Origin of the sequence: Microbacterium sp. HA-8, assembly GCF_046111165.1 — a bacterium.
Taxonomy (GTDB): domain Bacteria; phylum Actinomycetota; class Actinomycetes; order Actinomycetales; family Microbacteriaceae; genus Microbacterium.
On record NZ_CP162025.1, the window covers coordinates 2,081,113 to 2,105,631 of the forward strand.

Annotated in this window: 25 protein-coding genes; 17 read left to right on the plus strand and 8 right to left on the minus strand. The window is 70.2% G+C overall.

The annotated features are described in order from the left end of the window. Positions 1 to 13 precede the first annotated feature (13 nt). On the plus strand, positions 14 to 562 hold the full coding sequence (locus AB2L57_RS09880; RefSeq protein WP_292814448.1) for a hypothetical protein: 549 nt from the start codon (positions 14 to 16) through the stop codon (positions 560 to 562). Here the strand turns inward: AB2L57_RS09880 and AB2L57_RS09885 are convergent. Then, the gene (locus AB2L57_RS09885) at positions 486 to 1,298 is read right to left on the minus strand and encodes an SGNH/GDSL hydrolase family protein (protein ID WP_292814451.1); all 813 of its coding nucleotides are present in this window, start codon (positions 1,296 to 1,298) and stop codon (positions 486 to 488) included. The genes AB2L57_RS09880 and AB2L57_RS09885 overlap by 77 nt on opposite strands. 99 nt (positions 1,299 to 1,397) lie before the next feature. Here AB2L57_RS09885 and msrA point away from each other — a divergent pair, with 99 nt between their 5' ends. Continuing rightward, positions 1,398 to 1,943 (plus strand): peptide-methionine (S)-S-oxide reductase MsrA, encoded by a 546-nt coding sequence (gene msrA / locus AB2L57_RS09890; RefSeq protein ID WP_292814454.1) that lies wholly within the window; start codon positions 1,398 to 1,400, stop codon positions 1,941 to 1,943. A 9-nt stretch (positions 1,944 to 1,952) separates the two neighbouring features. Here the strand turns inward: msrA and AB2L57_RS09895 are convergent, their stop codons facing one another. Further along, positions 1,953 to 3,074: a DUF4349 domain-containing protein gene (locus tag AB2L57_RS09895; RefSeq protein ID WP_292814456.1), complete on the minus strand. Its 1,122-nt coding sequence runs from the start codon at positions 3,072 to 3,074 to the stop codon at positions 1,953 to 1,955. Beyond that, positions 3,071 to 3,628, minus strand: coding sequence for an RNA polymerase sigma factor (locus AB2L57_RS09900; RefSeq protein ID WP_292814459.1), 558 nt, complete (start codon positions 3,626 to 3,628; stop codon positions 3,071 to 3,073). The genes AB2L57_RS09895 and AB2L57_RS09900 overlap by 4 nt, the downstream gene beginning before the upstream one ends. A 316-nt stretch (positions 3,629 to 3,944) precedes the next feature. Between AB2L57_RS09900 and AB2L57_RS09905 the strand changes: the two genes are divergently transcribed. The 7 genes from AB2L57_RS09905 to AB2L57_RS09935 all read left to right on the plus strand — a co-directional run bounded on the left by AB2L57_RS09905 (position 3,945) and on the right by AB2L57_RS09935 (position 11,608). Beyond that, on the plus strand, positions 3,945 to 5,030 hold the full coding sequence (locus AB2L57_RS09905) for a TerC family protein (RefSeq protein WP_292814462.1): 1,086 nt from the start codon (positions 3,945 to 3,947) through the stop codon (positions 5,028 to 5,030). A 190-nt stretch (positions 5,031 to 5,220) separates the two neighbouring features. Then, complete coding sequence (gene leuC, locus AB2L57_RS09910) at positions 5,221 to 6,732, plus strand: 3-isopropylmalate dehydratase large subunit (protein WP_409046984.1); 1,512 nt, start codon at positions 5,221 to 5,223, stop codon at positions 6,730 to 6,732. Position 6,733: 1 nt separating this feature from the next. Continuing rightward, positions 6,734 to 7,345 (plus strand): 3-isopropylmalate dehydratase small subunit, encoded by a 612-nt coding sequence (gene leuD / locus AB2L57_RS09915; RefSeq protein WP_292814467.1) that lies wholly within the window; start codon positions 6,734 to 6,736, stop codon positions 7,343 to 7,345. An 11-nt stretch (positions 7,346 to 7,356) separates the two neighbouring features. Next, entirely contained in the window at positions 7,357 to 8,736 is a 1,380-nt protein-coding gene (murA, locus tag AB2L57_RS09920; RefSeq protein ID WP_409046985.1) for a UDP-N-acetylglucosamine 1-carboxyvinyltransferase, read from the plus strand. Then, complete coding sequence (locus tag AB2L57_RS09925) at positions 8,733 to 9,497, plus strand: 1-acyl-sn-glycerol-3-phosphate acyltransferase (RefSeq protein ID WP_292812751.1); 765 nt, start codon at positions 8,733 to 8,735, stop codon at positions 9,495 to 9,497. Before murA ends, AB2L57_RS09925 begins: the two co-directional genes overlap by 4 nt. A gap of 25 nt (positions 9,498 to 9,522) precedes the next feature. Next, complete coding sequence (locus AB2L57_RS09930; RefSeq protein ID WP_409048611.1) at positions 9,523 to 10,614, plus strand: NAD(P)H-dependent glycerol-3-phosphate dehydrogenase; 1,092 nt, start codon at positions 9,523 to 9,525, stop codon at positions 10,612 to 10,614. After that, positions 10,520 to 11,608: a D-alanine--D-alanine ligase family protein gene (locus AB2L57_RS09935; RefSeq protein ID WP_292812755.1), complete on the plus strand. Its 1,089-nt coding sequence runs from the start codon at positions 10,520 to 10,522 to the stop codon at positions 11,606 to 11,608. The genes AB2L57_RS09930 and AB2L57_RS09935 overlap by 95 nt, the downstream gene beginning before the upstream one ends. A 15-nt stretch (positions 11,609 to 11,623) precedes the next feature. Here AB2L57_RS09935 and AB2L57_RS09940 read toward each other — a convergent pair whose 3' ends face one another. Further along, positions 11,624 to 12,100, minus strand: coding sequence for a DUF3515 family protein (locus AB2L57_RS09940; RefSeq protein WP_292812758.1), 477 nt, complete (start codon positions 12,098 to 12,100; stop codon positions 11,624 to 11,626). 22 nt (positions 12,101 to 12,122) lie between these two features. On the opposite strand from AB2L57_RS09940, the gene thiL reads away from it, so the two are divergent. After that, complete coding sequence (thiL, locus tag AB2L57_RS09945) at positions 12,123 to 13,133, plus strand: thiamine-phosphate kinase (protein WP_292812760.1); 1,011 nt, start codon at positions 12,123 to 12,125, stop codon at positions 13,131 to 13,133. 41 nt (positions 13,134 to 13,174) lie between these two features. On the opposite strand, the gene rsmD is transcribed toward thiL, so the two are convergent. Further along, positions 13,175 to 13,738 carry a 16S rRNA (guanine(966)-N(2))-methyltransferase RsmD gene (rsmD, locus tag AB2L57_RS09950; protein WP_292812762.1) on the minus strand — a complete coding sequence of 188 codons (564 nt, stop codon included), beginning with the start codon at positions 13,736 to 13,738 and terminating at the stop codon, positions 13,175 to 13,177. A gap of 75 nt (positions 13,739 to 13,813) precedes the next feature. Here rsmD and AB2L57_RS09955 point away from each other — a divergent pair, with 75 nt between their 5' ends. The 6 genes from AB2L57_RS09955 to mutM all read left to right on the plus strand — a co-directional run bounded on the left by AB2L57_RS09955 (position 13,814) and on the right by mutM (position 19,059). Further along, a complete protein-coding gene (locus tag AB2L57_RS09955) occupies positions 13,814 to 15,994 on the plus strand; it encodes an ATP-dependent DNA helicase RecG (RefSeq protein WP_409046986.1) in 2,181 nt (726 codons plus the stop codon). Positions 15,995 to 16,067: 73 nt separating this feature from the next. Then, the gene (gene coaD, locus AB2L57_RS09960) at positions 16,068 to 16,565 is read left to right on the plus strand and encodes a pantetheine-phosphate adenylyltransferase (RefSeq protein WP_292812766.1); all 498 of its coding nucleotides are present in this window, start codon (positions 16,068 to 16,070) and stop codon (positions 16,563 to 16,565) included. A gap of 109 nt (positions 16,566 to 16,674) precedes the next feature. Then, positions 16,675 to 17,157 carry a DUF177 domain-containing protein gene (locus AB2L57_RS09965; RefSeq protein WP_292812790.1) on the plus strand — a complete coding sequence of 161 codons (483 nt, stop codon included), beginning with the start codon at positions 16,675 to 16,677 and terminating at the stop codon, positions 17,155 to 17,157. 25 nt (positions 17,158 to 17,182) lie between these two features. Beyond that, positions 17,183 to 17,392, plus strand: a complete 210-nt coding sequence (rpmF, locus tag AB2L57_RS09970) for a 50S ribosomal protein L32 (protein WP_248149085.1) — start codon at positions 17,183 to 17,185, stop codon at positions 17,390 to 17,392. A 4-nt stretch (positions 17,393 to 17,396) separates the two neighbouring features. Further along, positions 17,397 to 18,089: a ribonuclease III gene (gene rnc, locus AB2L57_RS09975; protein ID WP_409046987.1), complete on the plus strand. Its 693-nt coding sequence runs from the start codon at positions 17,397 to 17,399 to the stop codon at positions 18,087 to 18,089. A gap of 46 nt (positions 18,090 to 18,135) precedes the next feature. Further along, positions 18,136 to 19,059 (plus strand): bifunctional DNA-formamidopyrimidine glycosylase/DNA-(apurinic or apyrimidinic site) lyase, encoded by a 924-nt coding sequence (gene mutM / locus AB2L57_RS09980; protein WP_292812773.1) that lies wholly within the window; start codon positions 18,136 to 18,138, stop codon positions 19,057 to 19,059. Between the two features lie 4 nt (positions 19,060 to 19,063). Here mutM and AB2L57_RS09985 read toward each other — a convergent pair whose 3' ends face one another. The 3 genes from AB2L57_RS09985 to AB2L57_RS09995 form a co-directional block, all read right to left on the minus strand. Beyond that, entirely contained in the window at positions 19,064 to 20,158 is a 1,095-nt protein-coding gene (locus tag AB2L57_RS09985) for a GNAT family N-acetyltransferase (RefSeq protein WP_409046988.1), read from the minus strand. 43 nt (positions 20,159 to 20,201) lie between these two features. After that, complete coding sequence (locus tag AB2L57_RS09990) at positions 20,202 to 20,468, minus strand: hypothetical protein (RefSeq protein WP_292812778.1); 267 nt, start codon at positions 20,466 to 20,468, stop codon at positions 20,202 to 20,204. A gap of 199 nt (positions 20,469 to 20,667) precedes the next feature. Next, the gene (locus AB2L57_RS09995; protein ID WP_292812781.1) at positions 20,668 to 20,796 is read right to left on the minus strand and encodes a hypothetical protein; all 129 of its coding nucleotides are present in this window, start codon (positions 20,794 to 20,796) and stop codon (positions 20,668 to 20,670) included. A 166-nt stretch (positions 20,797 to 20,962) separates the two neighbouring features. Between AB2L57_RS09995 and smc the strand changes: the two genes are divergently transcribed. Further along, positions 20,963 to 24,511: a chromosome segregation protein SMC gene (smc, locus tag AB2L57_RS10000; RefSeq protein WP_409046989.1), complete on the plus strand. Its 3,549-nt coding sequence runs from the start codon at positions 20,963 to 20,965 to the stop codon at positions 24,509 to 24,511. The last annotated feature ends 8 nt before the right edge of the window (positions 24,512 to 24,519 follow it).

A 24,519-nucleotide genomic window follows, 5' to 3' on the forward strand; every position in this document is an offset into this window, starting at 1 on the left:
ACGAGAGGTGACCATGACCGATCCGCAGCCCGCCTGGTACCCCGATCCGAACGATCCCTCGCGTGCGGGCACGCCGTGGATCTGGGTCGTCGTGCTGCTCCCGCTCGTGCCGGTCGCGGCCCTCGGGCTCGTGGACTGGCGGGCATACCTCGAGCAGACGCTCGCCATCTCCATGATGGATCCCACATCTCCCGGGTATCTCATGCAGATCATGTTCCCGGGAGGCACCGGCTGGCTCGTGCTGCTGGGGCTCGCCGTCAACGCGGCGGTGCTGCTGTTCGCCTGGCTCGATTGGCGGGTGCTGGTCAGCCGCGGCATCCATCGTCCCTTCCACTGGGGATGGGCGGCGCTGGCGCTCGTCGTCAGCAACGGTGTCTACGTGATCGGGCGCGGGGTCGTGCTCCGGCGCCGGACGGGCTCCGGGCTCGCACCGGTGTGGGTGTGGATCGCCGTTCAGGTCGTCGGGCTGATCGTCGCCGCCTTCTTCACGGTGTGGATTCTGGGGTTGACCTTCGACGTGCTCTTCGAGCAGATGCCTCCGCTGCAGACCACCTCCGCGTGAGAGCGGCGCAGCGGGCGTCGATCGCCTCGTGGAAGGCCGAGGCCCACACCCGGTAGCCGATGTCGTTGGGGTGGAAGTAGTCGTCCTTGAACTGGGTCAGCACCGCCCAGAGCCCCTGGCGTCTCATCGTGTCGTAGAGGGGCGCCACGGTCAGTCCCCGGTCGGCCGCGATCGTGCGCAGGATCGGACCCGCAAGACGGACTCGCCGCTCGGCAGGCACGATGTAGAAGTGCGGGAGGTCCGCCATGATCGCGTGATCGGGCAGGGCGTCGACGATGGCGCGCACGGATCGCTCGAAACCGCGGGGATCGAAGGCGGCCATGTCGTTCGCCCCGATCGCCACCGTCACGACGTCGGGCTCGAGGCGCGCCAGCCGGGGCAGCTGCTTCTCGACCAGCAGGCTCGTCGTTGCGCCGCTGACCGAGAGATTCACCACGCGCACCCGGCGGCCCGTGCGCCGAGAGATGCGGCGCGCCAGCAGCCCGACGTACCCCCGATCTGGCCGGCTCGCTCCGATGCCCTGCGCGGCCGAGTCCCCGAGCGCGACGTAGAGCAGGTCGCCGTCCTGCCTCGCGCGCTCGCGCCAGTAGATGCGGTGATGCTCCAGCACGCCCGTGATGCCCAGGATGCCGCGCCGACGGCGCCGCGCGACGTACAGCACCGCACCACCCAGCACGCCGAAGACCGCGACGCCCGTACCCAGCGACAGCGTGAGACGCGACGACGAGCGGGCCATCCGTCCAGGGTATGAGGAACAGGAACACCGTGACCGCCGTTGCACGGTGTGGAGGCCGGATCCGGCCCCACGACCCGCACAGAGAGGTACGCTCGGCCCATGATCGACACCGGCGACATCACCCGCACCCCCGGAACCGAGACCGCCGTCCTCGCGGGCGGATGCTTCTGGGGTATGGAAGACCTCATCCGGCGCCAGCCGGGTGTGCTCGACACCCGCGTCGGGTACACGGGGGGCACCAACTCGCACGCGACCTATCGCAACCACCCCGGTCACGCGGAGGCGGTCGAGATCGTGTTCGATCCGACGAAGACGACGTATCGCGACATCCTCGCCTTCTTCTTCCAGATCCACGACCCGTCCACGCTCAACAGGCAGGGCAACGACATCGGCACGAGCTACCGGTCGGCGATCTTCCCGCTCAGCCCCGAGCAGGAGCGCGTCGCCCGCGACACCATCGCCGACGTCGACGCGTCCGGGCTGTGGCCGGGCAAGGCGGTCACGACGATCGAGCCCGCGGGGCCGTTCTGGCAGGCCGAGCCCGAGCACCAGGACTACCTCCTGCGCATCCCGAACGGCTACACGTGCCACTTCGTGCGTCCCGGCTGGGTGCTCCCGCGCCGCGACGCGACCGCCGGCGTCTGATCCGCGCGATCAGTCGTCGAGGACCGTTGCGGCCCGGCGCGCGCGCCGTACGCGCCGTGCCCGGGTGATCCACCACACGAGGGCGCCGGCGACGCCGAGGACCACGAGCCAGGGCAGCAGGAATCCCAGCGCGACGACGACGCCGTTGAGCGTCGCGACGAGGCCGTTCCAGCCCGCGGCCAGTCCGTCGCCGAATCCCGCGGGGTCCGCCGCGACGGGCTCGCCGCGGGCGGCATTCAACTGCACCGTCAGGCTCGACAGCGCCACCTGGCCCTCGAGCATGTCGAGCTGCTGTTGGTAGGACTCCAGGGTTGCCTGTCGCTCCGACAGCGCGGACTCCGCCGCGATGAGGTCGGCGACCGAACCGCTCTGCGCCATCAGATCCGTCAGACGGGCGACGGATGCCTCGGCCGCGGTGATCCGCGCGCGCAGGTCGACGGCCTGGTCGGTGACGTCCTGCCGCGACACCGACGATGAGGTCACCTCGCCGAGGCCGCCCAGGGCGCTCATCGTGTCGGTGAGCTGATCGGCGGGCACACGGATCTGCACCCACGCCCCCTCACGCAGCATCGGCATCGAGGTATCGGTCATCACGCCGCCCTGCATGCCCTGCATCTCGGGGGCGATCACCCCGTCCGCACCCACACTCATGCTCTCCACGAACCCGCCGCGGGCCTCGGCCTCCGAGGCCACGCCGGACGCGGCCTCGGCGACGTCGTCCACGGTGAGCGTCAGCGAGCCCGAGGCGATGAGTTCGCGCTCGCCGCTCTCGGCCGCACCGGCGGCGGCCCCGGACTCGGTGCGGCCGTCCGCCGTGGTGCCCGTGATCATGTCGGGCACGGCCGCGCCGTCGGATCCGATCTCAAAGCCGCCCGCGTCCGTGGCCGGAGCCACGGCCGAGCCCGCCTCGTTGCTCGCGACCCCGCCCGCGATGCCGCCGAGAACTGCGGGGGAGATGACCGCCGCGACCACGACGACGGCGGCCGCGGCCGCCACGCCCAGCCACACTCGGCCGCGGCGTGCGCGCGTCCGTTCGCGCTGCTGATGGATGTCGGCGAAGACGCCGCGCTCGATGCGCGAGATCGTCGCGTCCGAGACATCGGGCAGGGTATCGGGCTGGGTCGTGTTCATGATGTCTCCGTGAGGGCGGTCCGCAGGCGCGTGCGGATGCGGGAGAGACGGTTGCGGACGACGCCGTGCGGCACGCCCAACTGCTCCGCGGCGGCGAGATACGACATCCCCTGTGCGGCGCAGAGGACGAAGATCTCGCGATCGACCGGTGACAGGCCCTCCACCTCTCGGAGGATCCGTTCGGCGAGGTGCGCGTCGATGACCTGCTGCTCGACGTCGATCGCGGCCGGCACGGACTCATCGACCGTCCCCGCCGTGTGCTCGCGGTCGCGACGACGTGCCCTCAGCCGGTTCGCGGCCTGGAACCGGCAGATCGTGCACAGCCAGGGCAGCAGCGAATCCGAGGCGAGTTCGAAACCGGGCAGCTTCCGCCACGCCGTGACGAATGTCTCCTGCGCGATGTCCTCGGCGTCCGCCGCGTCGCCGAGCAGCCCGAAGGCCACCCAGTACACGGGGCGGGCGTAGGCCCGGTACAGGGTGCGGAAGGCGTGCTCGCTTCCCGCTGCGGCCTGCGCCACGAGCGTGCGGTCGTCCACGTCCACCGGTTCGGCCACGCGTCACCCCTTCGGCATCCGGGAGCGTGGCTCCCGGCATCCTCACCTCGATTGTCTCTCACAGGGGGAGTGTCGAGACAGCCGGGATCGTCTCGCAGAACCACCGACGTGCCGCGCCTGCGACGGCGAAGCACGCGGACGGCGTGCCTGTAGACTCGGGCCCGCGAGAGGGAGTATCCCGACAGCGTGCACCCGTCATCACGGGCCCCGATCACGTGGCCCCGGGTGGCGCCGCGGTGGCCGGCTCAGGCCCGTGGGGAGAGACTTTCGGGCTTCGCCGACCCTCGACATCCACACCCCTTTCGAAAGGCCCTGCATGGACCTCGGTCTCCCCATCTGGTTCGAAGTCGGCTCGCTCATCGTGCTGACGCTGATCCTCATCGGCGATCTGCTGCTCATCCTCAAGCGTCCGCACATCCCCTCGACCAAGGAGTCGACCCTCTGGGTTGTCTTCTACGTCACGCTCGCGCTGATCTTCGCGGCGCTGATGTGGTACTTCGCCGGCGGCGAGTACGCGGGTCAGTTCGTGGCGGGATGGCTGACCGAGTACAGCCTCTCGATCGACAACCTCTTCGTCTTCGTGCTGATCATGACCCAGTTCTCGGTGCCCCGGCGGTACCAGCAGGAGGTGCTGATGGTAGGCATCATCATCGCCCTCGTGCTTCGCGGCCTGTTCATCCTCGTCGGCGCCGCGGTCATCGAGAACTTCAGCCCGATCTTCTACATCTTCGGCGCGTTCCTGATCTACACGGCCATCAAGCAGGCCTTCCCGGGCGGCGACCACGATGACGACGTCAAGCAGGAGAGCTTCATCGTGCGGACGCTGCGCCGCACGATCGACATCAGCGAGACCTACGACGGCGCGAAGATCCGCACCGTCGTGGACGGCAAGAAGATGTGGACGCCGATGATCATCGTCTTCGTGGCGATCGGCGTGACCGACCTGCTGTTCGCGGTCGACTCGATCCCCGCGATCTTCGGCATCACGCAGAGCCCCTTCATCGTGTTCACCGCGAACATCTTCGCGCTGATGGGTCTGCGCCAGCTGTACTTCCTGCTCGGCGACCTGCTCGATCGCCTGCGCTACCTGCACTACGGCATCGCGTTCATCCTCGCCTTCATCGGCGTCAAGCTCATCTTCCACGCGATGCACGAGAACGAGCTGCCCTTCATCAACGGCGGCGAGCACATCGAGTGGGTTCCCGTGATCTCCACGTGGATGTCGCTCGCTGTCATCATCGGATCGATGGCGGTCGCGACGATCGCGAGTCTGCTCGCGTCGGCCCGCGAGCGTCGCGCCGTCAATGAGCGCGAGGCGGCGGCCACGGTCGCGGCCGAGAAGGGCACGCCGGCACCGGTCGAGCAGCCCTCGTCGAGCGAGGCCAAGCCCGACGCGCGCTGACGGACCCGCGCCCGCGGCGCCGTCGCGGCGTCGGCCGCCGACGCGCGGCCCCGGGATGCGATGCTACCCTGGGCCCGTGCGGATCGCTCGCCTCCTCCTTAGCGGCCGCGACGAGTCCTAGACCCCAGGCCTCACTCGTCGCGGAGTTTCTCGCGGGCTTGATCCCCCTCACAGGAGAGAACCACTGAGCATGAGCACACCGCATATCACCGCGTCCGACATCCCGGATCGCCCGCGCACCCTGGCCGAGAAGGTCTGGGACGACCATCTCGTCGTCAAGGGCGAGGACGGCCAGCCCGATCTGATCTACATCGACCTGCACCTCGTGCACGAGGTCACGAGCCCCCAGGCCTTCGACGGCCTGCGCGCCGAGGGACGGCCCCTGCGTCGCCTGGATCTGACGATCGCGACCGAGGACCACAACACTCCGACGCTCGACATCGACAAGCCGATCGCCGATCTCACGAGCCGCACGCAGATCGAGACGCTTCGTCGCAACGCCGAGGAGTTCGGCGTGCGCCTGCACTCGCTGGGCGACAAGGAGCAGGGCATCGTGCACGTCGTCGGCCCGCAGCTGGGCCTGACGATGCCCGGCATCACCGTCGTCTGCGGCGACAGCCACACCTCCACGCACGGAGCGTTCGGCGCGATGGCCTTCGGCATCGGCACGAGCGAGGTCGAGCACGTCATGGCGACGCAGACCCTCCCCCTCGAGCCCTTCAAGACCATGGCGATCACGGTCGAGGGCGAGCTGAAGCCGGGGGTCACGGCGAAGGACATCATCCTCGCCGTCATCGCCAAGATCGGCACGAACGGCGGTCAGGGCTACGTGCTCGAGTACCGCGGCAGCGCGATCCGCGCCCTCTCGATGGAGGGGCGCATGACGATCTGCAACATGTCGATCGAGGCGGGCGCACGCGCCGGAATGGTCGCGCCCGACGAGACGACGTTCGCCTACGTCCAGGGCCGCGACCACGCGCCGCAGGGTCAGGACTGGGAGGACGCGGTCGCCTATTGGCGCACGCTTCCCTCCGACGAGGGCGCGGTCTACGACGCCGAGGTCTTCCTCGACGCGAACGAGCTGGAGCCCTTCGTCACCTGGGGCACCAACCCCGGGCAGGGCGTGTCACTGAGCGATGTCGTGCCCACGCCGTCGGAGATCGCCGATCCGAACGAGCGGGCCGCCGCCGAGCGGGCGCTCGAATACATGGATCTGCAGGCGGGGACGCCGATGAAAGACGTCGCGGTCGATGCCGTCTTCATGGGCTCGTGCACGAACAGCCGCATCGAGGATCTGCGGCAGTTCGCCTCGATCATCAAGGGTCGGACGAAGGCGCCGGGTGTACGCGTGATGGTCGTGCCCGGTTCCGCGCGCGTTCGTCTCGAGGCCGAGGCCGAGGGCCTCGACAAGGTGTTCACCGACTTCGGTGCCGAGTGGCGGTTCGCCGGCTGCTCGATGTGCCTGGGCATGAACCCCGACCAGCTCGCGCCCGGAGAGCGCTGCGCCTCGACGAGCAACCGCAACTTCGAGGGACGCCAGGGCAAGGGCGGGCGCACACACCTGGTCTCGCCGCTGGTCGCCGCCGCGACTGCAGTGCGCGGCACACTCTCGAGTCCGAGCGATCTCGACGCGGACGGCGTCTCGCCCCGCTTCGCCCGCTCATCGACCGGGTTCTCGGCGAAAGAGGGGGCGCAGGCCTGACATGGAGAAGTTCATCACCCACACCGGCATCGCCGCGCCGCTCAAGCGCTCCGCGGTCGACACCGACCAGATCATCCCGGCCGTGTACCTCAAGCGGGTCACCAAGACGGGCTTCGACGACGCCCTGTTCGCCAGCTGGCGCCAGGATCCCGATTTCGTGCTGAATCAGCCCGTCTACCAGGGGGCCAGCGTGCTCGTCGCCGGTCCCGACTTCGGCACCGGATCCAGCCGCGAGCACGCCGTGTGGGCGCTGCGCGACTTCGGCTTCAAGGCGGTGCTCAGCCCTCGTTTCGCCGACATCTTCCGCGGAAACGCGGGCAAGCAGGGGCTGGTCACGGGCATCATCTCCGAGGCGGACCTCGAGCGCATCTGGGCGGCTCTGGATGCCGAGCCCGGAACTCGCATGACGGTCGACCTCGAGGCGCGCGAGGCGCGCGTCGCGGATATCCGGGTTCCTTTCGAGATCGACGATTACACTAGGTGGCGGCTCCTGGAGGGACTCGACGACATCGGGCTCACCCTCAGGAATGAAGACAAGATCGCCGCCTACGAGGCGCGACGAGAATCCTGGAGGCCGCGCACCCTGCCGGTCCCTCCGCTCCACGCACAGTAAGGCCGCACCGCATGACGACTCTCCTGAACGACACGGCGGACGGCAAGCGGACCGGGCGCGGCGGGCAGGGGAGGAGTGGCGAGATCCTCGCGATCCGCGGCGGACGGCCCCTGCGCGGCACGATCGAGGTCAAGGGCGCCAAGAACCTCGTCACCAAAGCCATGGTGGCGGCGCTCCTCGGCGAGACCCCCAGCATCCTGCGGGATGTGCCGGAGCTCAGCGACGTCGCGGTCGTGCGCTCCCTTCTCGAGGTGCACGGCGTCACTGTCGCCGACGGCGACGAGCCGGGCAGCCTCGTGTTCGATCCGAGCGGGGCGGCGTCGGCGCACTTCGAAGAGATCGATGCGCACGCGGGCGCGTCGCGCATTCCGATCCTCTTCTGCGGACCGCTGCTGCATCTGCTGGGCGAGGCTCTGATCCCCGACCTCGGCGGCTGCCGCATCGGCGACCGGCCGATCAACTTCCACATGGACGCGCTGCGCGCCTTCGGGGCGATCGTCGACAAGAGCTACGAGGGCATCCGCATCACGGCACCCGACGGCCTCCACGGTGCGAACATCGAGCTGCCCTACCCGAGCGTCGGCGCGACCGAGCAGGTTCTGCTGACCGCCGTGAAGGCCAAGGGCGTGACGGAGCTGAAGAACGCGGCCATCGAGCCCGAGATCATGGACCTGATCGCGGTGCTGCAGAAGATGGGCGCCATCATCTCCTACGAGCCCAACCGAGTGATCCTCATCGAAGGCGTCGAGTCTCTTCGCGGCTACGACCACCGCTCGATCTTCGACCGCAACGAGGCCGTGTCGTGGGCGTGCGCAGCTCTTGCGACCGACGGCGAGATCTTCGTCGACGGCGCCAAGCAGCAGGAGATGCTGACCTTCCTGAACGTCTTCCGCAAGGCGGGCGGATGGTTCGACGTCCAGGAGCACGGGATCCTCTTCCGCCGCGGCGGTCCCATCAAGCCGGTCGTGGTCGAGACCGACGTGCATCCCGGTTACATGACCGATTGGCAGCAGCCGCTCATCGTCGCGCTGACGCAGGCCGAGGGCGAGTCGATCGTGCACGAGACGGTGTACGAGAACCGCCTCGGCTTCACCCAGGCGCTCGTGAAGATGGGTGCCGACATCGTCGTGCACCCCCACGGTCTCGAGGGCGGAGCGCGGCGCGTGCCCCGCCGGGCGCTCGAGCAGGCAGCCGTCATCAACGGACCCACGCCGCTGCACGGCGCCGACATCGAGGTGCCCGACCTTCGTGGCGGGTTCTCCTACGTCGTGGCCGCGCTCGCCGCCGAGGGGGAGTCCACCGTCTCGGGCGTGGGCATCATCAGCCGCGGATACGAGAAGTTCTTCGACAAGCTCGACGCGCTCGGCGCCGATTTCGACATCGTCGGATGAGCGCCCGCACTCCCGCGTCCCCCGAGAAGACGCGACCGAGCGTCTTCTGGCTGCTCGGGGCGGTCGTGGTTCCGCTCGTGGGGCTTCTGGCCCGCATCGAGATCGTCGGCGGCGAGAAGGTGCCGCGCAGGGGCGCCTTCGTGCTTGCGCCCAATCACTACAGCGAGATCGACCCGCTGATCGTCGCGGTGATCGTCTGGCGCCTCGGTCGCGCGCCGCGCTTCATGGCCAAGGAGAGCCTGTTCCGGGTGCCGGTGCTGGGCTGGGCGCTGCGAGCCACCGGCATGGTACCCGTGGCACGGTCCTCGTCGTCGTCCGCGGCCAAGGAGACCCTCGCGGCTGCCGAGCAGCTCGTCGAGCACGGCCGCGGGGTGATCGTGTATCCGGAGGGTACGCTGACCCGCGATCCCGGTATGTGGCCGATGCGCGGCAAGACCGGCGCGGTGCGGCTCGCCCTCGAGGGCGATCTCCCCGTGATCCCGATGGCGCACTGGGGCGTCCAGCAGATCATGGGCAGGTACCAGAAGAAGATCAGTCTGTGGCCCCCGCGCAAGCGGGTGCGCGTGGTGATCGGCGACCCGGTCGACCTCGTCGAGTTCCGCGGCCGGGGCTCGCAGCCGGCGTCGCTGTCGGCAGCGACCACCCGCGTGATGGATGCGATCACGGCGCTGCTCGCCGGCATCCGGGGCGAAGAGGCTCCCGAGGTGCGCTGGAACCCCGCCCAGCACGCGCAGAAGGAGACGGGGCGCTTTGAGTCGTAGGCCGGTCGAGGGGCCCCGCGTCGCCGTGATCGGCGCGGGCAGCTGGGGAACGACGTTCGGCAAGATCCTCGCCGACGGCGGCGCGCAGGTCACCATGTGGGCGCGGCGTCCCGAACTTGCGCAGGAGATCGCCGAGGGCAAGCGCAACAGCCAGTACCTGCCCGGCATCAACCTGCCGCGAGGGATGACGGCGACCCATCACCTCTCCGAGGCGCTCGAGGGCGCCGAACAGGTCTACCTCTCGATTCCGAGCCAGGCCGTGCGGCAGAACCTCAAGGCGCTGCGGCCGCTCGTGGCTCCGACATCCGTTCCTCTCGTCAGCCTGATGAAGGGCGTCGAGCGCCGCTCGGGTCTGCGCATGAGCCAGGTCATCGAGCAGGAGCTCGAGTGCGATCCCGGCCGCATCGCCGTGGCGTCCGGACCCAACCTCGCCCTCGAGATCGCGCGCGAGCAGCCCACGGCCGCCGTCATCTCGTCGACGAGTCAGGAGACGGCGGATGCTGTGGCCCGTCGTGCCCGCAACGCCTACTTCCGCTCCTTCGTGAACACGGACGTCATCGGCACGGAGTTCGGCGGCGTGCTGAAGAACCTCATCGCCGTGGCGATCGGCATCGTCGACGGCGTCGGGTACGGCGAGAACACGAAGGCGTCCATCATCACCCGCGGGCTCGTCGAGATGACCGACTTCGCCGTCGCGTACGGCGCCCAGCCCGAGACCCTGCAGGGACTCGCGGGACTCGGCGACCTGATCGCGACCTGCCAGTCGCCGCTGTCGCGCAACAACACCGCGGGACGCCTGCTCGGCCAGGGGTACAGCTTCCAGGACGTGGTCAAGCAGATGGAGCAGACCGCCGAGGGACTGGCATCCGTCGCACCCGTGCTGCAGCTGGCCAAGGAGGTCGGCGTCGAGATGCCGATCGTCGAGCAGGTCAAGCGCGTGCTCGATGGCACCATGAACCCGCGCGACATCGCGCCCCACCTGACGACGGACGACGACACCCCGCGGGGCGAGAGGACGCAGAATGGACAAGCCGGCGGTGGCGGTGCTCTTCGGAGGGCGCTCCAGCGAGCACTCGATCAGTTCCGCGACGGCGGGCGGGGTGCTGCGCGCGATTGACCGCGACCGCTTCCGGGTGATCCCGGTGGGCATCACCCGCGAGGGCGTCTTCGTCCTCGAGCAGGACGACCCCGATCGCTTCGCCCTCGATGCGGCCCGGATGCCCGAGGTCCTCGACAACGGCACCCGGATCCTCTGGCCGGAGGGTGGCGCCGACCGCGAACTGCGCGTTCGGAACGCCGCCGGCGAGGTCTCCGTTCTCGGCCCCGTCGACGTGGTGCTCCCGATCCTGCATGGACAGCACGGCGAAGACGGCACCGTGCAGGGCTTCTTCGACACCCTGCGGATCCCCTGCGCCGGCGGCGGGGTGCTCGATTCGGCGCTCTGCATGGACAAGCACTTCATGAAGATCGCCCTCGAGGCGGCGGGTGTGCCCGTCGCGCCGTGGGTGACGGTGCGGTCGTCGAGGTGGGCAGGGGACTCCGAGGGCGTGCGGGCGGATGCGGCCGAACTCGGCTATCCGCTCTTCGTCAAGCCCGCCCGGGCCGGTTCGAGCGTGGGCGTCTCGAAGGCGCACGACGCCTCCGAACTCGACGAGGCGATGCGGATCGCGTTCGCCGAGGACGACAAGGTGCTGATCGAGCGTGGAATGTCGGGGCGCGAGATCGAAGTCGCGATCCTCGAAGGCAGCGACGGTGCCGTGCGGGCTTCGCTGCCCGGCGAGATCGTCCTGACCACGCGCGAGTTCTACGACTTCGAGGGCAAGTACCTCGGGGGCGACGGCGTCGACGTCGTCTGTCCCGCGGATGTGACGGATGCCGAGGCCGACGCGATCCGCGAGATCGGTGTGCGCGCGTTCCAGGCCGTCGATGGGCGCGGGCTCGCACGGGTGGACTTCTTCCTCACCGCCCACGGGCTGGTCGTCAACGAGTTGAACACGATGCCCGGATTCACGCCGATCTCGATGTTCCCGAAGTGCTGGATCGCCACGGGGATGACGTACGCGGAGCTGATCTCCGAGCTCATCGACACCGCTCTGGTCCGCGCCGCCTAGGCGGGGCGCACCGGCTCAGCCGGCCGGTCGGTCGGTGCAGACCCCGTCCACGGGCAGGGTCGCCACGGCGGGCGAGATGGCCTCGAGCACGGCGGCGCTCGAGACGCCGGTCTCGGCGTCGTTGTCGAGATAGATCTCGACGGCCGGTGTGCGTCCGAAGCTGGTCACCAGGTACCGCGGCGCGTCGGCGTCGTCGATGATCCAGTCCACGCCGTCCACGCTCTGGCACGGCAGGGTGGTCGGTCCGGGCGGCTCGACACCGCACGTGACGATCACGGCGGTGGGCGAGCCCCAGGCGCCGGTGGCCTGGGCATCCGTCCAGCGGCGCTCCTTGCCGTCGACCACCGCGGGCAGCCGCACCGAGACCTCGGCGCACAGCGGGTCGTCGGCTTCGGGAGCGGCCTCGAGCGAGACGGTCTGGCCGCAGGCGGTCAGCCCCAGGGAGAGCGTGAGCACGGCGATCGCGAGCGGAGCGCGGCGAGGGCGGGGCATCGCTCCAGGCTACCGTGGAGGGGTGACACAGCCTCCCGATCCGCCCCGCGTCGGCGATACGCCCGAGGGTGAGATCCTGCGCCGCATCCTCGCCGTGCTCGGGCCGACCCCGGGCGTGACGATCGGGCCGGGCGACGACGCCGCCGTGCTTCCCGGCGCCGGCCCGGTCGTCGTCACGACCGACACGCTCGTGCACGGACCCGACTTCCGCCTGTCGTGGTCGTCGGGCTTCGACCTCGGCTTCAAATCCGCTGCGGTCAACCTCGCCGACATCGCTGCGATGGGCGCGCGTCCGACGGCCCTCCTCGTGGCGCTCGCGATGCCTGCCGAGACCACCCTGGATTTCGTCGAGGACCTCGCCCGCGGGCTGCGCACGGCGTGCGAGCAGCTCGCCCCGGAGTGCGGGGTGGCCGGCGGCGACCTGACCATCTCACCGACCCTCACCATCGCCGTGACCGCCCTGGGCGCACTCGAAGGCCCTCCGGTGCTGCGCTCGGGCGCCCGGGCGGGCGACGTCGTCGCGCTCGCGGGCGAGGCGGGAGCCGCGGCCCGCGGGCTCTCGGTGCTGTTCGAGCGCTTCACGGATGCCGAGGGCCGCGCCCTCGCGATCGATCGATCCTCGCTCAGCCCGCTCGAGGCGGCATGCGTGGACGCGCAGCTGCGACCGCGCCCGCCGATCGCGCTCGGAGCGGCCGCCGCGCGAGGCGGGGCCAGCGCCATGATGGACGTCTCGGACGGTCTCGCGCTCGACGCGGGCCGCCTCGCGGACGCGTCCGGTGTGCGGATCGAGCTCGCCTCCGCGCTGCTCGGGCCTCATCTCCCGTGGGCCGTCGCCGGTGGGGAGGACCACGCGCTGCTGGCCACCTTCCCGGCCGATCGAGACCTGCCCGAGGGCTTCCGCGTCATCGGCCGTGCGGGTGCGGTCGACGACCCCGGAGGTGCCCGTGTGTGCGTCGACGGCGAGTCTGCGAGCGGCGGGTGGGACCCCTACCGGGATTGGGATCGCCGCGGCGATGCCGCCCCGGCATCCTGATTCAGATCTCTGTGTCCTGACTCGGACCTCTGTGTCCTGACTCAGACGTCTGTGCGTCGCAGCCACCACAGCGTCGTGTCGCCGTAGCGGCGGTCGCGCGTGTGCTCGAGGCCCGCCGGAGGCGTCGGGGCGTCGGAGCGACGCGAGCGCTCGACGACGACGACGGCATCGGGGGCGAGTGCCGGCACGAGCGCATCGAGAACCTGCGCGAGCGTCGTGTCGGGCAGGTCGTAGGGCGGATCGATGAGTACGAGGTCGTACGGGCCGCGCGTGCCCTGCACGAACGTCTCGGCCGCCGCGCGGTGGACTCGCGCGGGCACGCCGCCGATCGCGCGAGCCACCCGCTGGGCGTTGCGCTGCGCGACGGCGGCGGCACGAGCCGCCTTCTCGATGAGGTCGACGGAGGCAGCCCCCCGGCTCTGCGCCTCGAGCCCGAGGGCGCCGGATCCGGCGTACAGGTCCAGCACGCGTGCCCCTTCGACGGCGCCGGCGGATTCGAGCGCCGCGAACAGGGACTCGCGGACGCGGTCGCTCGTGGGGCGCGTCCCCGCGTCGGGGACGTCGAGGGCGATCGAGCCGGCACGACCCGAGATGATGCGTGTCACCGCCCCACGATAACCGTGGCGCGGCAGCCCCACGCGGCCGAGATGGATGTCGGGAGCCCCGCCTAGACTCGTCGCATGCCGTCGCTGAGCCTCGAATCGCGCCTGGACGGCGCCGTCGGGGGCAAGACCGCGGCGGCGCTGGGTCGTGCGTTCGGCATGAAGACGGTCGGTGACCTGCTCTCGCACTATCCGCGCCGCTACGCCCAGCGGGGAGAGCTGACGCCGATCGCTTCGCTGCCGCTGGGCGAGTCGGTGACGATCATCGCCCAGGTGACGCGCGTGGGCGAGCGCAGCATGCGCGCACGTCGCGGTTCCCTCCTCGAGGTGGTCATCAGCGACGGGCGCGGCGAAGTGACGCTGACGTTCTTCAATCAGCCGTGGCGCCTGGCAGATCTTCGGCCGGGCAGGCGCGGGATCTTCGCGGGCAAGGTGGGGGAGTACCGCGGCGGACGTCAGTTCGCTCACCCGGACTACGAGCTCTTCGACGACGACGATGCGCAGGCGGCCGCGCGCAGCGCCCAGGCCTGGGCGCGGGCACTCATTCCGATCTACCCCGCCACCGCGTCGGTTGCGAGCTGGCAGATCAAGAAGATCATCGACCTCGTGCTCGACGGGCTCGCACCGATCGATGATCCTCTGCCGGACGCGCTGAGGGATCGGCTCGGGCTGCTCTCGGCCAGCGAAGCACTGTTCCAGATCCACCGACCCGAGAACGAGGATGAAGCCGACCTCGCGCGTGCGACGCTGGGCATGCACGAGGCGCTCGTGCTGCAGACGGCGCTCCTGCAGCAGCGTCAGTTCGTCCGCGCGCTGTCGGCCACGCCGCGCCCGGCGCTGCCCGGCGGTCTGCTCGAGCGGTTCGACGACGTGCTGCCGTTCGAGCGCACGCCGGATCAGGTCGAGGTCGGCGCGCGGATCGGGGCAGACCTCGTCGCACCCTGGCCGATGAACCGCCTCGTGCAGGGCGAGGTCGGCTCCGGAAAGACGCTCGTCGCGCTGCGGGCGATGCTGCAGGTGGCCGAGTCCGGCGGACAGGCGGCGCTCATCGCCCCGACCGAGGTGCTCGCGGGGCAGCACCTGCGATCGATGGCACGCATGCTCGGCCCACAGCTGGCCCCTGAGCTCATGCCCACCCTCCTGACGGGTCAGATGCCCGCGGCCGAGCGGCGCAAGGCCGCGCTGCGGGTGGCGTCGGGACAGGCGCGGATCGTCATCGGCACCCACGCCCTGCTGAGCGATTCCACGACCTTCGCCGATCTTGCTCTCGTCGTCGTCGACGAGCAGCACCGCTTCGGAGTCGAGCAACGCGAGGCGCTGAGGGCCAAAGGTTCGAGCCCCCACGCTCTTGTCCTGACCGCCACCCCCATCCCCCGCACGGTCGCGATGACGGTCTTCGGAGACCTCGACGTCTCCACGATCCGCACGATGCCGGCCGGTCGACCGGGCATCGAATCGTTCGTGGCTCCCGTCGCCGAGAAGCCGGGCTGGTTCGCACGGGTCTGGCAGCGTGCGGCCGAGGAGGTGCAGAAGGGCCATCAGGTCTTCGTCGTGTGCCCGGCGATCGATGCCGAAGCTCCCCCGAAGGGCAAAGCTGCAGACGAGGCTCCGCTCGCTCCCGAGGTCGAGGGGGAGGCGAGCCGCGTGCGGTGGGGGGTGGTGCAGGTCGCGGAGATGCTCGCGGTCCACCCTCTCTATGCCGAGCTTCGGGTCGCCACGCTGCACGGCCGGATGAGCGGCGAGGAGAAGGACGCCATCATGCGTGCTTTCGCCGACGGACAGATCGACGTCCTCATCGCCACCACCGTCATCGAGGTCGGGGTCGATGTGCCGAACGCCTCGACGATGGTGATCCTCGAAGCCGACCGGTTCGGCGTGTCGCAGCTGCACCAGCTGCGCGGCAGGGTGGGCCGCGGGTCGGTTCCGGGGCTCTGTCTGCTCGTGACCGAGAGCGCGCCGCGCACGGATGCGCGCTCCCGGGTCGAGGCTGTCGCGCGCACACTCGACGGCTTCGCGCTCGCCGAGGTCGACCTCGAGCTGCGCGGCGAGGGAGATGTGCTGGGTGACGCGCAGTCCGGGGCGCGTTCCTCGCTGCGGCTGCTGCGGGTGGTCAGCGATGCCCACGTCATATCGCGGGCGCGCGAAGAGGCCGAGGCGATCCTCGAGACCGATCCCGCGCTGCGGCAGCACACGGGGCTGGCGGCGGCCATCGAACGTCGGCTCGACGTGACCGAACGCGCCGCCATGGCCAAGAACTGACCCGGATGCGCCCTATCGCGCGGATCCGATCGGGCTCGGCATCCCGCGCGTGGGTGCCCGGTAGGCTGGCGAGGTGAGCAACCGGATCGCCGTCGTGCCGGGATCGTTCGATCCTCCCACCCTCGGTCATCTCGACGTCATCCGTCGTGCGGCTTCGCTGTACGACACCCTTCATGTGCTGGTAGTGCACAACCCCGGCAAAGAGGCGATGCTGCCCATCGCGCAGCGTCTCGCCCTTCTCGAGCAGTCGATCGCCGAGAGCGACATCGAGGGTGAGATCGTCGTGGCCTCGTGGAGCATGGGTCTGCTCGTCGACTACGCGACCGATGTCGGGGCGGGTGTGCTCGTGAAGGGCATCCGCTCGCAGGTCGATGTCGCCTATGAGACGCCCATGGCGATCGTCAATCGCGATCTTGCGCACATCGAGACCGTCTTCCTGCTCCCTGATCCCGCGCACACGCTCGTCTCGAGTTCGCTTGTTCGTCAGGTGGCGGGACTGGGGGGCGACGTGTCGCCCTACGTTCCCGGCGCGGTGGCGCGCTTCCTCGACACCGGCGCCCGCGGGCTCTGATCCCGGCCCGACGCGCCCGGCGGCGCGGGTAGGCTGGTCGACCGTGAGAACCCGCAGACCAGGACCATTCAGCATCGGCGTGCGCGACATCGTCCACAGACCCGGAGAGATGCGCGAACACTCGTTCGAGGTGACTCTCGCCGAGCGATGGGGTGAGGGTCTGGTGCAGGTCGAGACGGGCGCCGAGGTCGACGTCGACGTACGTCTGGAGTCCGTGCACGAGGGGATCCTCGCCAGTGGAACGGCGGACGCCGAGTACACGGGGGTGTGCGGGCGATGCCTGATCGATATCGCCGCGCCCGTCGAAGTCGAGTTCCAGGAGCTTTTCGCGTATCCTGGGCAGGAAACATCCGACTTCGAGGTTCAAGACGACCACGTGGATCTTGAAACTCTGGTCAGAGATGCGATCGTGCTGTCGCTTCCGTTTCAACCGGTCTGCCAACCGGATTGCCCCGGGCTCGACCCGGAAACAGGCGAACGGCGGGCCGACACACCCGGCGCACCGTCACGCGCAGCCCTCGATCCTCGCTGGGCCGCGCTGACGGATTACGGCTCCGACGGATCCCCGTCCGACGCCGACAACACACCTTAGATCTCGGAACGAAAGAAGAAGAGCCATGGCAGGTAACCCTCCCAAGCGCAAGGTCTCGCGCTCGAACACCCGCTCGCGCCGCGCGCAGTGGAAGGCGGAGGCGACCCCTCTGGTCAAGACCGTCGAGAACGGCAAGGTCGTCTACAGCCGCCCTCACCAGGCGAAGGTCGTCACCGACTCGCAGGGCACCGAGCTGTTCCTCGAGTACAAGGGCCGCAAGGTCGCAGACGTCTGAGTCGATGACGGACGTCCCGGGGGGGAGGCGGCCACTCATCGACACGCTCGGGATCGTCATCGACCCCGATCTGCTGTCTCTCGCCCTCACGCATCGCTCGTACGCGTACGAGAACGGCGGCACTCCGCACAACGAACGCCTCGAGTTCCTGGGGGATTCGGTGCTCGGCCAGGCTGTCACGGTCACGCTGTTCACCCGGCATCCCGAACTGGATGAGGGGTCGCTCGCCAAGCGGCGCGCGAGCGTCGTCTCGACCGTCGCCCTCGCCGAGGTCGCTCGCCGCATCGGCCTCGGCGACCACGTCCTGCTCGGGCGCGGCGAGGAGCAGACGGGTGGGCGCGACAAGGACTCGATCCTCGCCGACACGACCGAGGCCATCATCGGCGCGACATATCTGTCCGCCGGCCAGGATGCTGCCACGTCGCTCGTCCTGAGGCTGATCGAGCCGCTGCTGGCCGACCCCGACCGCTACGGGGCCGCCATGGACCCCAAGACGAGCCTGCAAGAGCTCGCCGCCCGCCGGCAGGCGACGCCTCCGGAGTACTCGATCGAGGCCGAGGGACCGGATCACAATCGGGTCTTCACCGCCACGGTGCGCGTCGGAGAGGTCAGCGCGACGGGCATCGGCACCAGCAAGAAGACGGCCGAGATGGCCGCGGCGCTCGAGGCGTGGCACACGCTCAGCGACGATGACTGACGCGCGCCGCTGCGCGCGGACCACCCCGATCCGAATCCACTGAGCCGTGCCCGAGCTTCCCGAGGTCGAGGTCGTGCGGCACGGGCTCGCCCCCGCTGTCACCGGCGCGCGCGTCGAGTCCGTGCAGGTGCACGACACCCGCGCGCTCACCCGTCACGCCGGCGGCGCGGCCGACTTCGAGGCGCGGCTCGCAGGTCGACGGATGCTGGGCGCCGCGCGCCGCGGCAAGTTCCTGTGGCTGCCCCTCGGTGCGCCCGCCGCCGCGGGAGCCGCGGCCGAGGTGGTGCCGGAGGCGCTTCTTGTCCACCTCGGCATGAGCGGGCAGATGTTGCTGCGTGAGTCCGGCGCGCCGGCCGAGCGCCACGAGCGGGTCCGCCTTCAGGTGGAACATCCCCTGCACGGATCGCTGGACATCCTCTTCTGCGACCAGCGGACGTTCGGCTCGCTCGCGATCGACCGGCTGCGAGAGACATCGGATGGACAGCCCGCCGGGCGCGGGGCCGCCGACGCTCTGGTTCCCGCACAGGTCGCGCATATCGCCCGCGATCCGCTCGATCCCGCGTTCGGCGATCGCGTCTTCATCGCTGCGCTCGCGCGCAAAGGGTCCGGCATCAAGCGCGTGCTGCTGGATCAGACCGTGCTCAGCGGGGTGGGCAACATCTACGCCGACGAGGCGCTGTGGGCCGCGCGCATCCATCCCGAGACACCCGCGCGGGAGCTGTCGTCCCGCGCGGGTGCCCGGATCCTCGCCGAGATCCGTGCGGTCCTGCACAGGGCTCTGGCCGAAGGCGGCACGAGCTTCGACGCCCAGTACGTGAACGTCAACGGTCAGGCGGGCTACTTCGCGCACAGTCTCCACGCCTACGGGCGTCAGGGTCTGCCCTGCCCGCGATGCGGCCGGTCCATCGCCCGCGCGCAGTTCATGAACCGATCGAGCCACTTCTGCCCGTCGTGTCAGCGCCGGCGCTGACTCTTCATCCTCCGTCGCTCAGCACCTTCTTCCAGGCTCCCTCGTACGAAATCGGCGCGAAGCCGATCGCCTCGTTGATGTCGAGCATCGGGCGGTTCTCCTCGGCGTTGAAGGTGATCACCCGGGGAGACTCGGGTGCCACCTCGCGCCAGGTGAGCAGGCCCGCGCACTTGACGAGCATGCCCAACCGATGGTCGCGGTGTTCGCGCAGCACGAGGGTGTCCTCCTGGTGCGAGGCGAGGGTGCGGTCCACGCCGATGACGAGTTCGTTGAAGGCGCAGAGCTCGCCCGTGCCGATGTGCTGCGCGGCGGTCACCTGCACGAGCTGATCGGCCTGCAGATAACGATCGTCGTGCAGGGCGACGCGCGCGGCATCCCACCGCTCCTCGTCGAACTGCATGGCGGCGGAGGGCGCGTCGGTCACCATCCGGGACTTCATCCACGCATATCCGTCGACATACTCCGGCGGTGTGGGGCCGACCCACTGCACGACGCGATACCCCTCGGCGGCGTCACGGGCCGCTGCGAGCAGTCGCTGCACGTCGTCGCCGCTCGCGCGCAGATCCAGCGCGCTGCACCGCTCGATCTGCTCGAGCGTGAATCCGTGCCGGGTGAGGAATCGCGCGGCCGGGTCGTCGGCGGGGACGCTGCCGAAACCGGTCGGCGGTTCGAGGCGGGGCCCCGGACGATCGGGGTGCTCGGTCCAGGACTGCAGGATGGAGCGCCCGTTCGCGCGCGCGACCGCTTCGAGCAGGTCCAGGCCGCCCGTGCCGATGCCACGGCCCCAGACCTCGGGCAGCAGCTCGACCAGGAGGAAGGCGACGACCGACGCCGACTCGATCGGCAGGTCGAGGCCGAGGCGCCCGACCGGCCGTCCGCGCTCGAGGACGAGCCACGACATCCGACGCTCGTACTCGTCGGGACGATAGTGCGGCAGGAGGGCGGCCGCGGTCATGGCGTGGTCGTCGTGTCCGGAGACATGACGGTAGATCGCGTTTCGCACGTCGGCCATGGCGCGGAAGTCGGCGGCGTCGGCGGCGTCGATGTTCTCGGGAATGGTCATCGGCCGGAACTCGATGCCGGTGAGAGTGATGCTCATGATGGTTCTCTTCTTGTCGGAGTGGGTCGGGGATGCACGGCGCTCACGCGCCGTGCATCCAGAGCCGGGTAGCCATCGCGGCCTCGGCGTCGCGGCGCTCGCGCTCCGCGAGCAGGAACTCCCGCTGCCGGTGACGGTCGACGGCGTCCGTGTCGGCGACGGGACGCGAGCCCCACAGCAAGAGCCAGAGGCCGATGCGCATGGCCGCGCGATCGATCAGCGAAGCGCGGGGTACGCGTGTCGTCTCGGGAGGCAGGACCGAGAGAGGTTCGGGCGGGACGGGGTGCCGCGTGGTGAGCAGCGTGTTCATTGGTGTCTTCCTCGTGTGGATCGAACAGAAAGGCGGGAGGTGGGATGCCGAGATCGGCCGTCGCGAGAGGCGAGCGCCGATGGCGCGGAGAGTCGGCGGTCGATCGGGCCGGGGGAGAGAGCGCGGCAGCTCGACAGATGCCTGGGCGTTCAGACGCGGAGGGCGAGCCCGAAGCGGGCAGAGTTCTCCCCTGCGCCGGTCAGATGCCGGTGTGGGCGCGACCGCCCAGGGATGCGCGGAGGGATGCGGTCACCGGACGCAGCGATGCGACTCCTGCGAGCGCGGCACGAATCGGCGTGATGCCGGTGCGGATGCTGTTCATCATCATGGTGACCTCCTCTCAACCTCTGACGCGAAGAGAGACGTTAGCGCGGTCCTGATGCCGACGTCAAGCGAATTCACAGAAATCATCGTCGCCCGGGCGTTGCCCGCGGGCGACGGGGCCCCGCTCGGGTAGCGTATGCGGGTAGTCGAGGCGGGCCGGAGGCGGAACCATGCACCTGAAGAGCGTCACGCTCAAGGGGTTCAAGTCGTTCGCGCAGCCGACGACCTTCGCGCTCGAGCCGGGCGTCACCGCCATCGTCGGCCCGAACGGATCGGGCAAATCCAACGTCGTCGACGCACTCGCCTGGGTGATGGGGGAGCAGGGGGCGAAGACGCTGCGCGGCGGCAAGATGGAGGACGTCATCTTCGCCGGCACCTCGACGCGAGGGCCGCTGGGCCGCGCCGAGGTGCAGCTCACGATCGACAACGCCGACGGCGCGCTCCCGATCGAGTACGCCGAGGTCACGATCAGCCGCACACTCTTCCGCAACGGCGCGAGCGAGTACGCGATCAACGGCGGCTCCTGCCGCCTGCTCGATGTGCAGGAGCTGCTCAGCGATTCGGGACTCGGCCGCGAGATGCACGTGATCGTCGGCCAGGGGCGCCTGGACACCGTGCTGCAGGCGTCGCCGGAGGATCGCCGCGGCTTCATCGAAGAGGCCGCCGGGATTCTGAAGCACCGCAGGCGCAAGGAGAAGACCCTGCGCAAACTCGACGCCATGGAGGCCAACCTCACGCGTCTCAGCGACCTCGCGGGCGAGATCCGCCGTCAGCTCAAGCCCCTCGGCCGCCAGGCCGAGATCGCGCGCGAGGCCCAGACGATCGCCGCCGTCGTGCGGGATGCGAAGGCGCGCCTGTATGCCGACGAACTGGTGGGCTTGCGCCGATCGCTCGCCGAGCACACACGCGGCGAGCAGGAACGCCACGCCGAGCGCGTCGTGCTGCAGGAGCGCGCCGACGAGGTGCGACGCAGGGTCGAGAAGCTCGACGCGGAGCGCGGCGGGGATTCCGTGGATTCGGCCCGCAGCGTTCTGTTCGGCCTCGAGCAGGTGCAGGAGCGACTGCGTGGCCTGTTCACGCTGGCGAACCAGCGGCTCGCCCTTCTCGGGTCGGAGGACGATGACCGCCCGGCAGGCGTCACCGTGTCGCAGGCCGACATCGACGCCGCGCGAGCCGAGATCGGCGTCATCACCGACGCCGTGGGCGCGGCGACCGATACCGCCGCCGCGGCCGCGCGGGAGGTGGTCCACGTGCGCGCCGAGCTCGACGCGCTCGACACCGACATCGCCGCGCAGAGCGCGCTCGTCTCGGAGCACGATCTGCGCATCGCCCGCCTCCGCGCGGCGGCCGACGCGGCAGCATCCGCCCTCGCCGCGGTGCGCGGCGCGGTCCTGCGCCAGCAGAACGCCCTCGACGCAGCCCTCGTCCGGCGGGATGAGGCGGCCCAGGCGCTCGAGCAGCTCGAGCCCGAGACCGGCGAGGCCGAGGACTCGGGTGAGCACGCCGAGGCTTACGACCGTGCGCAGCGGGAGATCGGCGATGCGGAGGCCGATGTGTCCCGCCTGCGCGACCGTCTGCACGCGGCGGAACGCGAGTCCGGTGCTCTCACGGCGCAGACGGCAGCCCTCAGCCGTGCACTCGAGGTCAAGAACGGCGCCGCCGCACTGATCGCAGGCGGTCAGCCCGGCGTGCGCGGGCTCGTCGGCGACGCGGTGCAGGTGCGTCCCGGATATGAGGCGGCGATCGCGGCCGTGCTCGGTCCGCTCGCCGAGGGGGTCCTGGCGGAGGGCAGGGACGAGGCGTTCGCGGTGCTGGCCGAGGCCGAGCGGGCCGAACTCGGCGCGGTCGAGGTCGTGATCGCCGATGCCGATGCGGGAAGCGCCCCTCCGCCGCACGCCGTCGGCATCGTGTCGGCCCTCGATGTCGTCGAGGCGCCCCCTGGGGTGCTCGGGATGCTGCGGCACGTCGTGATCGCCGACGATCTGGCCGCCGCGCGCGCGGTCTGGCCGGCTCTGGCCGCGCACCCGCACGCCGTGACGGTCGTGACGCGTGCCGGTGAAGTGGCCACAGCCCACCTGCTGCGCGGGGGTTCGGGCGGATCGCCCTCACGTCTGGCCCTTCTCGCCGAGCGGGACTCGGCCGCGGAACGACTCACCGAGACGACGGCCGAGGCGGAGGACCTGCGAGGGCGACTCGCCACGGCGCAGGCGACGCTCACGCTACGCCGCCGCGCGGCGGCCGAGGCGCTCACCGCGTTGCGGGAGCACGACGCGGCCCTGGCGGCACGCGCGGAGCAGTCGAACCGGATCACCGTGCGCCACGAGGCGGCGGTCGCGGAGTGCGACCGCCTGCGATCGGGGCTCGCACAGGCGGAGGCTGCCGTCGACGATGCGGAGAGCGCGGCGCGCCGGGCCGCTGCCGAGCTGCAGACGGCGCACGAGACGCCTCGGCCGATTCTCGATGCGTCCGCGCGAGAGGGTGTTCTCGCCGAGCTCGAGCAGGCCCGTGAGGCCGAGATGCGTGCGCGGCTCGAGGTCGAGACCCTGCGCGAGCGCGTCCGCGCCCAGCAGGCACGGGTCGCCGGGCTCGAGCGCACGCGCGACGCCGAGCGGGCCGCGGCTGAGGAGGCCGCTCGGCGCGCGGTGGTGCGTCGGGCGCAGCGCGAATCGGCAGCATCCGTCATCGCCGAGGTGCCCCGCGTGCTCGACTCGATCGACCGTTCGGTGTCCGAGGCGCGTCTCGCGCTGGCCGAAGCGGAGCGGGAGCGCGCGGCGCAGAACGCCGAGCTCACCCAGCTCCGTTCGCAGGATGCCGCGATGCGCGAGCGCCTCGCCGCGCTCACCGAGGGCGTGCACTCGCTCGAACTGCAGATCCACGAGAAGAAGCTGCACGTATCGGGACTGCTCGATCGGGTGCGATCCGAGTTGGGTCTGGACGAGGATATTCTCATTTCGGAATACGGTCCCGATCAGGTCGTACCTCCGGATGGTGGAGTCCCCTCCGGCCACGAGGAGCGAAGCGAGCGCGGCGAAGAGACGCCCGCGGCCGAGACCTTCGACCGCGCTCGACAGCAGCGGCGCCTGCAGGACGCGGAGCGCAAACTCGGTCAGCTCGGTCGCGTGAATCCGCTCGCCCTCGAGGAATTCGCGGCTCTCGAGCAGCGGCACGCGTTCCTCACCGAGCAGCTGGCCGACCTCACTCAGACCCGCAAGGACCTGATGACGATCATCGCCGAGCTCGACGAGCGGATGCAGACGATCTTCGAGGCGGCCTTCGACGACACGAAAGCGGCCTTCGCCGAGGTGTTCCCGATCCTGTTCCCGGGCGGTACGGGAAGCATTTCCCTCACCGACCCGGACAACCTCTTGACCACCGGCATCGACGTCTCGGTGCGCCCGGTCGGCAAGAAGATCGAGCGACTGTCGCTGCTCTCGGGCGGCGAGCGGTCGCTCGCGGCCGTCGCGCTGCTGACGGCGATCTTCAAGGCGCGCCCGAGCCCGTTCTACATCCTCGACGAGGTCGAGGCCGCCCTCGACGACGCCAACCTCGGACGCCTCCTCGGCGTCTTCGAGCAGCTGCGCGCATCGAGTCAGCTGATCGTCATCACCCATCAGAAGCGCACGATGGAGATCGCCGACGCCTTGTACGGCGTCTCGATGCGTCAGGACGGGGTGTCGGCGGTCGTCGGGCAGCGCATCGTCGAACGCGCGGCGTCCTAGGCTGGAGC